10 protein-coding genes are annotated in these 13,345 nt (G+C 71.3%); 5 read left to right on the top strand and 5 right to left on the bottom strand.

Translation table 11 applies throughout. The features are described from left to right. Positions 1-133: 133 nt before the first annotated feature. On the bottom strand, positions 134-1,897 hold the full coding sequence (gene aspS, locus ACFVIU_RS09495) for an aspartate--tRNA ligase (protein WP_385841651.1): 1,764 nt from the start codon (positions 1,895-1,897) through the stop codon (positions 134-136). Between the two features lie 176 nt (positions 1,898-2,073). Between aspS and ACFVIU_RS09490 the strand changes: the two genes are divergently transcribed. Next, positions 2,074-4,269, top strand: a complete 2,196-nt coding sequence (locus ACFVIU_RS09490) for a SpoIIE family protein phosphatase (RefSeq protein ID WP_385841649.1) — start codon at positions 2,074-2,076, stop codon at positions 4,267-4,269. Here ACFVIU_RS09490 and ACFVIU_RS09485 read toward each other — a convergent pair. From ACFVIU_RS09485 to ACFVIU_RS09475, 3 genes are all read right to left on the bottom strand, one after another. Beyond that, entirely contained in the window at positions 4,185-5,285 is a 1,101-nt protein-coding gene (locus ACFVIU_RS09485; RefSeq protein ID WP_385841648.1) for an AI-2E family transporter, read from the bottom strand. The genes ACFVIU_RS09490 and ACFVIU_RS09485 overlap by 85 nt on opposite strands. Positions 5,286-5,364: 79 nt before the next feature. Beyond that, complete coding sequence (locus ACFVIU_RS09480; protein ID WP_385841647.1) at positions 5,365-6,342, bottom strand: pirin family protein; 978 nt, start codon at positions 6,340-6,342, stop codon at positions 5,365-5,367. A gap of 113 nt (positions 6,343-6,455) precedes the next feature. Then, a complete protein-coding gene (locus ACFVIU_RS09475; RefSeq protein ID WP_385841646.1) occupies positions 6,456-6,926 on the bottom strand; it encodes an SseB family protein in 471 nt (156 codons plus the stop codon). A 273-nt stretch (positions 6,927-7,199) separates the two neighbouring features. Here ACFVIU_RS09475 and ACFVIU_RS09470 point away from each other — a divergent pair, with 273 nt between their 5' ends. The 3 genes from ACFVIU_RS09470 (at position 7,200) to ACFVIU_RS09460 (ending at position 10,764) form a co-directional block, all read left to right on the top strand. Further along, complete coding sequence (locus ACFVIU_RS09470; RefSeq protein ID WP_385841645.1) at positions 7,200-9,026, top strand: acyl-CoA dehydrogenase; 1,827 nt, start codon at positions 7,200-7,202, stop codon at positions 9,024-9,026. A gap of 83 nt (positions 9,027-9,109) precedes the next feature. Continuing rightward, positions 9,110-10,405 (top strand): M18 family aminopeptidase, encoded by a 1,296-nt coding sequence (locus tag ACFVIU_RS09465; protein ID WP_385841644.1) that lies wholly within the window; start codon positions 9,110-9,112, stop codon positions 10,403-10,405. Between the two features lie 101 nt (positions 10,406-10,506). Then, positions 10,507-10,764 carry a hypothetical protein gene (locus ACFVIU_RS09460; RefSeq protein ID WP_385841643.1) on the top strand — a complete coding sequence of 86 codons (258 nt, stop codon included), beginning with the start codon at positions 10,507-10,509 and terminating at the stop codon, positions 10,762-10,764. Here the strand turns inward: ACFVIU_RS09460 and ACFVIU_RS09455 are convergent. Then, positions 10,752-12,593 carry a thioredoxin-like domain-containing protein gene (locus ACFVIU_RS09455; RefSeq protein WP_385841642.1) on the bottom strand — a complete coding sequence of 614 codons (1,842 nt, stop codon included), beginning with the start codon at positions 12,591-12,593 and terminating at the stop codon, positions 10,752-10,754. The two genes, ACFVIU_RS09460 and ACFVIU_RS09455, sit on opposite strands and share 13 nt — an antisense overlap. A 152-nt stretch (positions 12,594-12,745) precedes the next feature. Here ACFVIU_RS09455 and ACFVIU_RS09450 point away from each other — a divergent pair, with 152 nt between their 5' ends. Next, positions 12,746-13,267, top strand: coding sequence for an LURP-one-related/scramblase family protein (locus ACFVIU_RS09450; protein WP_385841640.1), 522 nt, complete (start codon positions 12,746-12,748; stop codon positions 13,265-13,267). Positions 13,268-13,345 lie beyond the last annotated feature (78 nt).

Here is a 13,345-nt window from a genome sequence, read left to right as displayed (position 1 = left end):
CTCTCGGAGTCCGTGACGTCCGCACCGGTCGCGGACAACGCCCCCCGAGCAACCCCCACCCCCCCCCCCCCCCACTTCTCCCCCCGCGCATCACTCACCCCCCACCCCCCCCACTCGCCCCCGCGCCGGTGCCTTACTTCGGCTGCGGCTTGCGGATGCTGAGGTGCAGCTCGCGCAGGCGGGCCTCCTCCAGCTCCGTCGGCGCGCCCATCATCAGGTCCTGGGCGTTGCCGTTGAGCGGGAAGGCGATGGTCTCGCGGATGTTCGGCTCGTCGGCGAGGAGCATGACGATGCGGTCCACGCCGGGCGCGATGCCACCGTGCGGCGGGGCGCCGAAGCGGAAGGCGCGCAGCATGCCGGCGAACTTCTCCTCGACGGTCTCCCGGTCGTAGCCCGCGATCTCGAAGGCCTTGAGCATGATCTCCGGGTCGTGGTTCCGGATCGCGCCGGAGGACAGCTCGACGCCGTTGCAGACGATGTCGTACTGCCAGCCCAGGATGTCCAGCGGGTCCTGGTTCTCCAGGGCCTCCAGGCCGCCCTGCGGCATGGAGAAGGGGTTGTGCGAGAAGTCGATCGCGCCGGTGTCCTCGTCCTTCTCGTACATCGGGAAGTCGACGATCCAGCAGAACCGGAAGACGCCGTCCTCGAACTGGCCGGCGCGCTTGGCGGCCTCGACACGGACCGCGCCCATGATCTTGGAGACCTCGTCGAACTCGCCCGCGCCGAAGAAGACGGCGTGGCCGGGGGCCAGGGAGAGCCGCTTGGTCAGCTCGGCGACGTTGTCCTCGGTGAGGAACTTCGCGATCGGGCCGGTCAGGGCGCCGTCCTCGCCGACGCGGACCCAGGCCAGGCCCTTCGCGCCGAGCGAGATCGCGAACTCACCGAGCTGGTCGAAGAACTTGCGCGGCTGGTCCTGGACCGCCGGCACCGCCAGCGCACGCACGTGCTTGCCGGCGAACGCCTTGAACTCCGAGCCCTCGAAGACATCGGTGATGTCCACCAGCTCCAGCTTGGCGCGCAGGTCCGGCTTGTCGGAGCCGTACTTCAGCATCGCCTCGCGGAACGGGATGCGCGGGAACGGCGAGGTGACGTGGCGGCCGCCGCCGAACTCCTCGAACAGCTCCGTCATCAGCTTCTCGACGGGCTGGAAGATGTCCTCCTGCTCGACGAAGGACATCTCGATGTCGAGCTGGTAGAACTCGCCCGGCGAGCGGTCGGCGCGGGCGTCCTCGTCGCGGAAGCAGGGCGCGATCTGGAAGTAGCGGTCGAAGCCGGAGATCATCAGCAGCTGCTTGAACTGCTGCGGGGCCTGCGGAAGGGCGTAGAACTTGCCCGGGTTCAGGCGGGAGGGCACCACGAAGTCACGGGCGCCCTCGGGGGAGGTGGCGGACAGGATCGGCGTCGCCATCTCGTTGAAGCCCATCGCCGTCATCTTGTGGCGCATCGCCGAGATGACCGCCGTCCGCAGCATGATGTTGCGGTGCATGCGCTCGCGGCGCAGGTCCAGGAAGCGGTACTCCAGGCGCCGCTCCTCGTTGACCCCGTCCTCGGTGTTGATGGTGAAGGGCAGCGGGCCGGCCGCGCCCAGCAGCTCGACCTCGGCGACCTCGACCTCGATCTCGCCGGTGGGCAGGTCGGGGTTCACGTTCTCGGTTCCACGTGAAACAACGCGGCCGTCGACGCGGACCGTGGACTCCTTGGAGACCTTGTCGAGGGCCTCGTAGGCCGCGGTGCCCGGGCGGGCCACGAGCTGCGTGATGCCGTAGTGGTCGCGCAGATCGATGAAGAGGATGCCGCCCAGGTCGCGCCGATTGTGCAGCCAGCCACTGAGCCGGACGTCGGTACCGACGTCAGAGGCGCGGAGCTGGCCGCAGGTGTGGGACCTGTACCGATGCATCGTCGTTCATCGTCCTTCGTGGTGGGGTTCTCTCCTGCCGGGTCCCGGGGACCGGCGGGAGGCGGGCACGGGGCCCGGACCCATCAAGGGTACCGGGCGGCCCCAGCCCGGCTCCCCACACTTTTCCCCCGGCCGCACGGTGGCACGTTCGGATCACATCTTCCTAAAGTAGGGCAATGCGCACTGGCGAGCCCCTCCCCTCGGTCGAGGACGTCCTCGCCGCCCTCGCGACCGGGCTGTGGCACTGGGACACGGCCAGCGGGCTGGTCACCGTGGACGCGGAGGCGGCGCGGCTGCTCGGTCTGCCCGCGGAACCGCACACCCTCACCGAGGCCCAGACCCGGGCCCGGCTGCACCCGGTCGACTGGAACGAGATCACCGGGGTGGTGCAGCTGGCGGTCGCCGAGGGCACCCTCGCCGAGGTGCGCGTCCGGATCATGGACGAGCAGGGCACCGTCCTGAGGGTCGTCCGCAGCCGCTCGAAGCCGTCCTTCGACCGCGAGCGCCGGGCCTACGAGCTGATCGGCACCCTCCAGGAGGTCGCCGAACCGACGCCGGGCACCGCGGCCGGGCGGAGCGCGGTCACCGGTGACTGGCGGCGCTCCCGGGAGGCGTTCCTGCTGGACGCGGGCCGGGCGCTGGCGGAGGCCCGGTCCACGGCCGAGGTGCTGCGGGTGGCGGGCAATCTGTCCATGCCGGGGTTCTCCCCGGACGGGCTCGTGGTGTTCGGCGTGGAGGGCGACCGGCTGACCGTCACCGGCCAGCACGGGCACCGGGCCGGGGACATGGGTCCCTTCACCAACATGTCGCTGACCACCGACTATCCGGCGGCGGAGGTGGCCCGGACCGGCCGCGCGGTGTATCTGTCCTCGCCCGAGGAGTACCAGGCCCGCTACCCGGTCGCCTGGCCGCTCGCCCAGCACTTCGGCCGCCGGTCCTGGGCGTTCCTGCCGCTCACGGTGGCCGGGCGCACCATGGGCGCCTGGATGGCGGCCTTCACCTATCCGGTGGCGTTCACCCCGGACGAGCGCGCGGTGCTGACCACGGTCGCCCGGATGCTCGCCCAGGCGCTGTCCCGGGCCGGTGCCGAGGAGTCCGAGCGGGCGCTGACCGAGGGGCTCCAGCGCTCCATGCTGCCCTCGCTCGGCCCGGGGATCCCCGGCATGCGGGTGGCCGCCCGCTACATTCCGACCGGCGGCGGGCTCCAGGTCGGCGGCGACTTCTACGACATGATCCCGCTGCCCTCCGGCCGCTTCGCGCTGGTGATCGGGGACGTACAGGGCCATGACGTGCGCGCGGCCGGGCTGATGGGCCAGCTCCGGATCGCCCTGCGCGCCTACGCCGCCGAGGGCCACCGCCCGGACGCGGTCCTCTCCCGCGCCTCCCGCTTTCTGCACGGGATCACGCACGACGCACACGACACCCATGTCACGGACGGCTTCCCGGACGGGCAGGAGCCGCCGGAGCCGCGCTTCGCCACCTGCCTGTACGTCGAGGCCGACCCGGAGACCGGGATGCTGGAGCTGGCCCGCGCCGGGCACCCGGACCCGGCGGTCCGGATGGCCGACGGCACCGTGATCATGCGGCCGACGGCGGGCGGGCTGCCGCTGGGCGTCGACCCGGACGCCGACTACCCGACGACCCGGTTCGCCCTCGAACCCGGCGAGACGATGATGCTCTGCACCGACGGGCTGCTCGAGACCGGCGGGCACGACCTGGAGAGCGGCTGGCGGCGGCTGCGGGCGATCCTGGAGGAGCACCAGGGGGACGCGGAGTCGCTGGCCGACGCGCTGGTGCAGGGCGTGCACGGGCCGTCCTCGCACCACACCACCGGCCCGCTGGCCGACCGCCGCGAGGACGACATCGCGCTGGTGCTGCTGAGCCGGCTGGCAAAGACCGCCCCGGCGCCCCAGGTGCGGCGCACCCTGCTGTCGGTGGCGCAGGACGCGCCGGAGCTGATCGCCGAGGCCCGCCGCCAGCTGCGCGAGCTGCTGCACGACTGGGCCTCGGCGGACCAGGTGGACTCGGCGGTGCTGCTGGTCTCGGAGATGGTCACCAACGTGCTGGTGCACACCGACAGCGACGCGCTGCTGCTCGCCGAGGTCATCGGCGAGCGGGGCGGCCGCCGGCTGCGGGTGACGGTCGCCGACGCGGGCGACGACCTCCCGCACAAGCGCCGCCCCGGCGAGCTGGCCTCCTCCGGCCGCGGTCTGGTGCTGATCGAACTGCTCGCGGAGCGCTGGGGGGTGAACCCGCGGGGCGAAGGCAAGAGCATCTGGTTCGAGCTCTACGAGTCCCCGGACGGCCCGGTCTCGGGGGACGGCCCGGTCTCCGTGGACGGCTCGGGCGATCGCTCGGGGCGGGAGGCGTAGTACGTCCGCAGCTCCTGTACGACCGCGAAGGCGGCGGCGGTCAGCGGGACCGCGAGCAGCATGCCGAGGACCCCGGCGACGGACGCCCCCGCGGTGATCGTGATCATGACCACCGCCGGATGCATCTGCACGGTCCGGCTCTGGATCACCGGCTGGAGCACATGCCCCTCCAGCACCTGTACGGCGAGCACCACCCCGAGCACCCACAGCGCGATGACGAAGCCGCGGTCGGCGAGGGCGACCAGCACTGCCACCGCGCCGGAGACGAACGCGCCCAGGTAGGGGATGTAGGCCCCGACGAAGACGAGCGCGCCGAGGCCGACCGCCCCGGGCACCTGGAGGACCAGCAGGCCGACGGTGATGCAGAAGGCGTCGATGAGCGCGATCAGGGTCGTACCGCGCATGAACCCCTCGACCGCCGCGAACGCCCGCCGCGCGACGGCCTCCACGGTGTCGGCGGTGCCGCCGGGGGCGACGGACCGCAGCGTCTCGACAGCGCGGTGCCCGTCGCGCAGGAAGAAGAAGACGAGCAGCAGCGCCAGCACGGCCATCGCCAGGGCCTCGCCGACGACGCTCACCCCGCTGATGACGTTGGACGCAGCCGTCCCGCCGAACCTGCTCAGCAGCTGCCGCGAGTTGGCGGCCAGGTCGTCCAGCCCGGAGCCGGCGGCCCCGAAGTGCTGCGAGACGCCCTTGGCGGCGTCCCGCAGCGAGGCGACGATCTGGTCGCCGGTGTCGATGAGCGCGGCGACGACGATGTACACCGCGCCGCCCACGACGGCCACGACCGCGACACAGGTGAGCCCGGCCGCCACCGACGCCTGCACCCCGGCCCGCACCAGACGCCGGTGCAGCGGGCCGAGCAGCGCGGTGCCGAGCAGGGCGAGCAGCACCGAGGTGACGGCCGTACGCAACTCCGCGCACAGCCGGACCGCCACCCAGCCGACACCGGCCAGGAGCAGCAGCACGGCGCACCAGGCGGCGAGCCGGCGCAGGGGGTCGGGAAGCAGCGGCACCCACCCAGCGGATCACGGGCACCGGGAAGGTGTCCTGCGCGGATCCGCCGGGTGGGTGCGCCCGGATCAGCCCTGCGGGTCAGTCCTGCGGACCGTTCGGCGTCATCCCGTGGACCGCGGGGACGGTGCCGAGGCGGCCCTTCTGGAAGTCCTCGAAGGCCTGCATCAGCTCGTCCTTGGTGTTCATGACGAACGGGCCGTAGTGGGCCATGGGCTCACGGATGGGCCGGCCGCCGAGCAGGACCACCTCCAGGTCGGGGGTGTGGGAGTCCTGCTTCTCGTCCGCGCGGACGGTCAGCGAGCCGCCGTTGCCGAACACCGCGGTCTGCCCGAGATGGATCGGACGCCGGTCGGCACCCACGCTGCCGCGGCCCGCGAGGACGTAGGCCAGGGCGTTGAAGTCCTCCCGCCAGGGCAGGGTGATCTCCGCACCCGGCGCGAGGGTCGCGTGGATCATCGTGATCGGGGTGTGGGTGATGCCCGGACCCGCGTGGCCGTCCAGCTCACCGGCGATGACGCGGAGCAGCGCGCCGCCGTCCGGCGAGGTCAGGAGCTGTACCTGGCCGCCCCGGATGTCCTGGTAGCGCGGCGCCATCATCTTGTCCTTGGCGGGCAGGTTCACCCACAGCTGGAGGCCGTGGAAGAGACCGCCGGACACGACCAGGGACTCCGGCGGCGCCTCGATGTGCAGCAGGCCGGAGCCGGCCGTCATCCACTGGGTGTCGCCGTTGGTGATGGTGCCGCCACCGCCGTTGCTGTCCTGGTGGTCGAAGGTGCCGTCGATGATGTAGGTGACGGTCTCGAAGCCGCGGTGCGGATGCCAGGGGGTGCCCTTGGGCTCGCCCGGCGCGTATTCCACCTCGCCCATCTGGTCCATCATGATGAACGGGTCGAGGTAGCGGTAGTTGATCCCGGCGAACGCCCGGCGCACCGGGAAGCCCTCGCCCTCGAAACCGCTCGGAGCCGTCGTCACGGCGAGCACGGGACGTGCCACGGCGTCGGCGGATGCGGTCACGCGGGGCAGCGTCAACGGGTTCTCGACGGTCACTGCAGGCATGGTCGGTACCTCCTTGTGCGTCCACTTTAGTTGAGCATTGAACTTTCTGCCACCCACAACACAGAGAGCCCGGAGGGCATTCCCTCCGGGCTCCACTCCTGCGCGCCGACGACTCAGCCGCCGCCGTACATCCGGCGCATCGCGAAGTCGACCATCTGCTCGACCGCCTTCGCGTCGAACACGATCCGGTGCTCACCCTCCATGTCCAGGACGAAGCCGTAGCCGGTGGGGAGGAGGTCGATCACCTCCGCCCCCGTGATCACGAAGTACTTGGACTCCTTGCCCGCGTACCGGCGCAACTCCTTGAGCGAGGTGAACATCGGGATCACCGGCTGCTGGGTGTTGTGCAGGGCCAGGAAGCCGGGGGTGTCGCCGCGCGGGCAGTACACCTTCGACGTGGCGAAGATCTGCTGGAAGTCCTCGGCGGACATCTGCCCGGTGGTGAAGGCGCGCACCGCGTCGGCGAGGGAGGGCGGGGACGGCTCGGGGTACAGCGGCGGCTGCTGCCCGTATCCGCCGGCCATCGGCTGCTGGGGCGGGGCGTACTGCTGCTGGGCACCCACGTTCTGGTCGTAGCCGTACATGGGCGCAAGCGTACCGAGGCGCGGGGGCGGGGCGTCGGGCGCTCCCATCCTGCGGACCCTCGCCGAAACCCAGGCGACCGACCGGTATTGGACGCGACGACCGACCGGCGGACAGCCCTGCTCACGGGCGCGGCCGGGTAGACCCTGCTCACACTTCGGCGGAAAGGGGTTGCCTCTTATTACCGACGGGTAGCATCATCGTAGCTACTTGTTGGTACGTGAACTAGGTGCGAGGAGTCAGTGCCTCGCCGATCCCTCTACGGAGCCGTTGCCATGGGGCACTACAAGTCGAATCTCCGCGACATCGAGTTCAACCTCTTCGAGGTACTGGGGCGCGACAAGGTGTACGGCACCGGCCCGTTCGAGGAGATGGACGTCGACACCGCGAAGAGCATCCTGGAGGAGATGACCCGCCTCTCGGAGAACGAGCTGGCCGAGTCCTTCGCCGACGCCGACCGCAACCCGCCGGTCTTCGACCCGGAGACCAACACCGCGCCCATCCCGGCGTCCTTCAAGAAGAGCTACCAGGCCTTCATGGACTCCGAGTACTGGCGTCTCGGCCTGCCCGAGGAGATCGGCGGCACCACCTCCCCGCGCTCCCTGATCTGGGCCTACGCCGAGCTGATCCTGGGCGCCAACCCGGCCGTGTGGATGTACTCCTGCGGCCCGGCGTTCGCCGGCATCCTCTTCGAGGAGGGCAACGAGGTCCAGAAGAAGATCGCCAAGATCGCCTCGGAGAAGCAGTGGGGCGCCACCATGGTGCTGACCGAGCCCGACGCCGGCTCGGACGTCGGCGCCGGCCGCACCAAGGCGATCCAGCAGGAGGACGGCTCCTGGCACATCGAGGGCGTGAAGCGCTTCATCACCTCGGGTGAGCACGACATGTCCGAGAACATCATCCACTACGTGCTCGCGCGCCCCGAGGGCGCCGGCCCCGGCACCAAGGGCCTGTCCCTCTTCATGGTGCCGAAGTACCTCTTCGACTTCGAGACCGGCGAGCTGGGCGAGCGCAACGGCGCCTACGCCACCAACGTCGAGCACAAGATGGGCCTGAAGGCCTCCAACACCTGCGAGATGACCTTCGGCGACAAGCACCCCGCCAAGGGCTGGCTCGTCGGCGACAAGCACGACGGCATCCGCCAGATGTTCCGCATCATCGAGTTCGCCCGCATGATGGTCGGCACGAAGGCGATCTCCACGCTGTCCACGGGCTACCTGAACGCGCTCGAGTACGCCAAGGAGCGCGTCCAGGGCCAGGACCTGGCCAACTTCATGGACAAGACCGCGCCCAAGGTCACCATCACCCACCACCCCGACGTGCGCCGCTCGCTGATGACGCAGAAGGCGTACGCGGAGGGCATGCGCGCCCTGGTGCTGTACACCGCCTCGGTCCAGGACGCCATCCAGATCAAGGAGACGAACGGCGAGGACGCCTCCGCCGACCACGCGCTGAACGACCTGCTCCTGCCGATCGTGAAGGGCTACGGCTCCGAGAAGGGCTACGAGCAGCTCGCCCAGTCGCTCCAGACCTTCGGCGGCTCCGGCTTCCTCCAGGAGTACCCGATCGAGCAGTACATCCGGGACTCCAAGATCGACACCCTGTACGAGGGCACCACCGCGATCCAGGGCCAGGACTTCTTCTTCCGGAAGATCGTCCGCAACCAGGGCGCCGCGCTGAACTCCCTCGCCGAGGACATCAAGAAGTTCCTGGCGCTCGGCACCGGCGGCGAGGAGCTGGCCGGCGCCCGTGAGCACCTGGCCAAGGCCGCCGTGGAGCTGGAGGCGATCGTCGGCCTGATGCTGACCGACCTCGCCGCCACCGAGCAGGACACCAAGAACATCTACAAGGTGGGCCTGAACACCACCCGCCTGCTGATGGCCTCCGGCGACGTGGTCATCGGCTACCTGCTGCTCAAGGGCGCCGCGATCGCCGCCGAGAAGCTGGCCACGGCCTCCGCCAAGGACAAGGCCTTCTACACCGGCAAGATCGCCGCGGCGAAGTTCTTCGCGGCGAACGTCCTGCCGGGCGTCACGCTCGCCCGCAAGGTCGCCGCCGACGTGGACCTGGACCTGATGGAGCTGGACGAGGCCGCGTTCTAGCCCCTCCGGACGCCCCGTCGTTTCCCGCACGGGCCCGCTCCCTTCCCGGGAGCGGGCCCGTGTCCGTCGTTAAGGTGAATCCCATGAGCGCACCCCTCCGCTTCGACCGCGGCCACACCGACGACCTCATGTCCTTCCTGGCGGCGAGCCCGACGCCGTACCACGCCGTGGCGAACACCGCCGCGCGGCTGGAGAAGGCGGGCTTCCGGCAGGTCGCCGAGACCGAGGCCTGGGACGGCTCGGTCGGCGGCACGTACCTGCTGCGCGGCGGCACGATCGTGGCCTGGTACGTCCCCGAGGGCGCCGAGCCGCACACGCCCTTCCACATCGCCGGCGCCCACACCGACTCCCCCAGCCTGCGGGTCAAGCCCCGCCCGGACAGCGGCGCGCACGGCTGGCGCCAGCTCGCCGTGGAGCTGTACGGCGGTCCGCTGATGAACTCCTGGCTCGACCGGGACCTGGGCCTGGCCGGCCGGCTGACCCTGCGCGACGGCTCCACGGCCCTGGTGAACGTGGACCGCCCGCTGCTGCGCGTGCCCCAGCTCGCCATCCACCTGGACCGCAACGTCAGCAACGACGGGCTCAAGCTCGACAAGCAGCGCCATATGCAGCCGGTGTGGGGCCTCGGCGAATCGCTCGACGGCGACCTGATCGCCTTCCTGGAGGAGGAGGCCGGGCTCGCGGCCGGCTCGGTGGCCGGCTGGGACCTGATGCTCCACCCGGTGGAGCCGCCGGCCTACCTGGGCCGGGACCGGGAGCTGCTCGCCGGCCCGCGCATGGACAACCTGCTGTCGGTGCACGCCGGCGTCGCCGCCCTGGCCGCCGTCGCGACCTCCGGCGCCCCGCTCACCCACATCCCCGTGCTCGCCGCCTTCGACCACGAGGAGACCGGATCCCAGTCGGACACCGGCGCGGACGGCCCGCTGCTCGGCACCGTGCTGGAGCGCTCGGTCTTCGCGCGCGGCGGCTCGTACGAGGACCGGGCCCGCGCCTTCGCCGGCACGGTCTGCCTGTCCTCCGACACCGGACACGCCGTCCACCCCAACTACGCGGAGCGGCACGACCCGACGCACCACCCGCGGCTCAACGGCGGTCCGATCCTGAAGGTCAACGTCAACAACCGCTACGCCACGGACGGTTCCGGCGCCGCGCTGTTCACCGCCGCCTGCGAGAAGGCGGGCGTGCCCGTGCAGTCCTTCGTGTCCAACAACTCCATGCCGTGCGGCACCACCATCGGTCCGATCACCGCGGCCCGGCACGGCATCCGCACGGTGGACATCGGCGTGCCGATCCTCTCCATGCACAGCACGCGCGAACTGTGCGGCGCCGACGACCCGTTCCTGCTGGCGAACGCCCTGACGGCCTTCCTCGCGGGCTAGGTGCCGAGCCTGCTCCTGGGCCGGTTCCGGCCTAGGAGCGGGCTGGGCGGGTACCCGGACGGGACCGGAGAGTCCGGAACCGGAAGGGGAGGCGAATTCTCATGGGGCTCGGCGGATGCATCATCCTCATCGCCGCGGGAGCCATCCTGACGTTCGCGACCGACTGGCACATGCGCGGCGTCAACCTGCCGGTCGTCGGGGTCATCCTGATGGCCGTGGGCCTGATCGGCGTCGCCACGTTCAGCGGTATCGCGCGGCGCCGGCGGATCGTGATGCCGCCGACGCCGGTGGTGGAGGAGAAGCCGCACCACCACGTCGACGGCTACACCGAGGGCTACCGCGACGGCTACGGCGTCTGAGGCGCCGCCTCCTGCTCGTCCATCCCCGCCAGGACGAGCGGCAGGCGGTCCGCCCCGCCCTCGGTGAGGCGGACCGGAACACCCCAGTCCTGCTGGTGCACATGGCAGGCGGGATATTCGTTGGCAGGGTCGTCGTCGCAGGACGCGGCCATCGCCGAGACATGCAGGACACCCTCCGTGACGGCCGGGTTCAGCTCCAGCTCACGGGAGAGTTCCGCCTCCGCACCCGCGCCCTTGAGGAGCAGCTCGGGCGGGGTCGAGGAGACCAGCAGCCGGGTCGACGGGCCGTAGCGGGTGTCCAGCTTCTGCCCGGCCGGCGCCTGGAAGATGACGTCCAGCCGGAGGCTGCCGGGGGCCACCTCGGTCGCCGCGCGCTGGGTGCGATGGGCGACCGACTCCACCCGCACCGCCTCCTCGGGCAGCCGCAGCCGGGTCAGCCGGTGCCGGGCCGACTCCACCACGACGATGTCCGCGCCGACGAGCACGGCGTCACTGGGCTCGCGCAGGTCCGTGGCGAGGGTGGTGACCTCGCCGGTGGCCGGGTCGTACCGGCGCAGGGCGTGGTTGTAGGTGTCGGCGACCGCGACCGAGCCGTCGGGCAGCGCGGTGACGCCCAGCGGGTGCTGGAACAGCGCCTGTCCGGCGGCGCCGTCCCGGTGGCCGAAGTCGAACAGGCCGGTGCCGACGGCGGTGTGCACCTGCCCGTCGAGGTCCACCCAGCGCAGGGCGCTGGTCTCGGAGTCCGCGAGCCACAGCCGGTCGGCGGTGGCGGCGAGCCCGGAGGGCTGGGCGAACCAGGCCTCGGCGCCGGGGCCGTCCACCAGGCCCTCGTTGGTGGTGCCGGCCGCCACCGCGACGGTCCCGTCCACCGGGTCGTACGTCCACAGCTGGTGAACGCCGGCCATCGCCATCCACACCTTGCCGCCGAAGACCGCCACGTCCCACGGGGAGGACAGATCGACCTCGCGGGCCGGGCCCGAGGTGGCCGAGCCCTGCCACCACTGCCGCCCGGTGCCGGCCAGGGTGGTCACCGCACCCGTGGCGAGGTCGAGGCGGCGCAGCGCGTGGTTGACGGTGTCGGCGACCGCCACGGAGCCGTCGTCCAGCAGGGCGAGGCCCTGCGGCTCGTTGAAGGCGGCCTGCCCGGCGTCGCCGTCGGTGAACCCGCGCACTCCGCTGCCGATGCGCCGTACGACGGTCTCGGCGTCCTCGGCCAGCTCCACCAGCTGGTGCCGGGTGGTGTCGCTGACCAGCAGGTTCCCGCTCGGCAGGAGGAGTGCCTTGCCCGGGAAGCGCAGGGTGGTCGGCTCCGGCTCCGGCGGCACATAGGGGCCGTCGCCGCGGCGCAGGGTGCCCTTCGCCTCGTGCTCCGCCTCCAGCTCCTCGACCAGCCGCTCGATGGCGTGCGCATGGCCCTCGCCGGCGTGCTGCGCGACCACGTACCCCTCGGGGTCGATCACGACGAGGGTCGGCCACGCCCGCACCGCGTACTGCTTCCAGGTGGCCAGCTCCGGGTCGTCCAGCACCGGGTGCTCGACGCCGTACCGCTCCACCGCGTCCACGACCGCCTGGTGTTCGGCCTCGTGCACGAACTTCGGGGAGTGCACGCCGATGACCACCACCGTGTCCCGGTGCTTCTCCTCCAGCTCGCGCAACTCGTCCAGGACGTGCAGGCAGTTGATGCAGCAGAAGGTCCAGAAGTCCAGGACGACGATGCGTCCGCGCAGGTCGGCCAGGGTGTACTGGGTGTCTCCCGTGTTCAGCCAGCCGCCCTTGCCGATCAGCTCGGGGGCGCGGACACGGGCGCGTCGGGGTGCGGAGTCGGTCATGGCTCCAAGGGTGCCACCCGCCGCCGACACCCCGCTCACCGCCTGTGGAAAACTCCCCCGGCCCTGGTCAGGAAGGGTGTGGCCGGACCACCGCGGGCGGTTCGCCCCCATGCGCCCGTGATGATCGCCGCGCGGCGGGGAACGGTACCCGCATGAGACTCCTCGTACGAGACCGGCTGCTCGGCATCGGTGACGACTACTGGATCGAGGACGAGCACGGCCGGAAGGTCTACCTCGTCGACGGCAAGGCCATGCGGCTGCGGGACACCTTCGAGCTGAAGGACGCCCAGGGCCGCGTGCTGATCGACATCCACCAGAAGATGCTGGCGCTGCGCGACACCATGGTGATCGAGCGGGACGGCGAGGGCCTGGCCACCATCAAGCGCAAACGGCTGTCGCTGCTGCGCAACCACTACCGGGTGGCCCTGGCCGACGGCACCGAACTGGACGTCAGCGGCAAAATCCTCGACCACGAGTTCGCCATCGAGTACGACGGTGAGCTGCTCGCCGTGGTCTCGCGCCGCTTCCTGCGCGTGCGGGACACCTACGGCGTCGACATCGTGCGGGACGACGCGGACCCGGCGCTGCTCATCGCGGTGGCGGTGTGCGTGATCCACCTGGCGCAGAAGGAACGCGAGGAACGGGGCGAGCGGGCGGAACACGGGGAGGACTGAGGCCCGCGGGGACAGCGGTGCCGGCGTCGGAGAGGCTCCCCTCGCGCCCCGGCATCGCCGCGCCCCCGCCCCGGCAAG

Source organism: Streptomyces sp. NPDC127190, assembly GCF_042672505.1.
GTDB lineage: Bacteria > Actinomycetota > Actinomycetes > Streptomycetales > Streptomycetaceae > Streptomyces.
Note: the sequence above shows the minus strand (reverse complement) of the source record. Positions and strands in the feature narration are given on the sequence as shown.

Coding starts and splice junctions, on each gene's coding strand:
- ACFVIU_RS09490 (WP_385841649.1), top strand. CDS start 2,074: ATGCGCACTGGCGAGCCCCTCCCCTCGGTCGAGGACGTCCTCGCCGCC.
- ACFVIU_RS09480 (WP_385841647.1), bottom strand. CDS start 6,342: ATGCCTGCAGTGACCGTCGAGAACCCGTTGACGCTGCCCCGCGTGACC.
- ACFVIU_RS09455 (WP_385841642.1), bottom strand. CDS start 12,593: ATGACCGACTCCGCACCCCGACGCGCCCGTGTCCGCGCCCCCGAGCTG.
- ACFVIU_RS09450 (WP_385841640.1), top strand. CDS start 12,746: ATGAGACTCCTCGTACGAGACCGGCTGCTCGGCATCGGTGACGACTAC.
- ACFVIU_RS09465 (WP_385841644.1), top strand. CDS start 9,110: ATGAGCGCACCCCTCCGCTTCGACCGCGGCCACACCGACGACCTCATG.
- aspS (WP_385841651.1), bottom strand. CDS start 1,897: ATGCATCGGTACAGGTCCCACACCTGCGGCCAGCTCCGCGCCTCTGAC.
- ACFVIU_RS09460 (WP_385841643.1), top strand. CDS start 10,507: ATGGGGCTCGGCGGATGCATCATCCTCATCGCCGCGGGAGCCATCCTG.
- ACFVIU_RS09475 (WP_385841646.1), bottom strand. CDS start 6,926: ATGTACGGCTACGACCAGAACGTGGGTGCCCAGCAGCAGTACGCCCCG.
- ACFVIU_RS09470 (WP_385841645.1), top strand. CDS start 7,200: ATGGGGCACTACAAGTCGAATCTCCGCGACATCGAGTTCAACCTCTTC.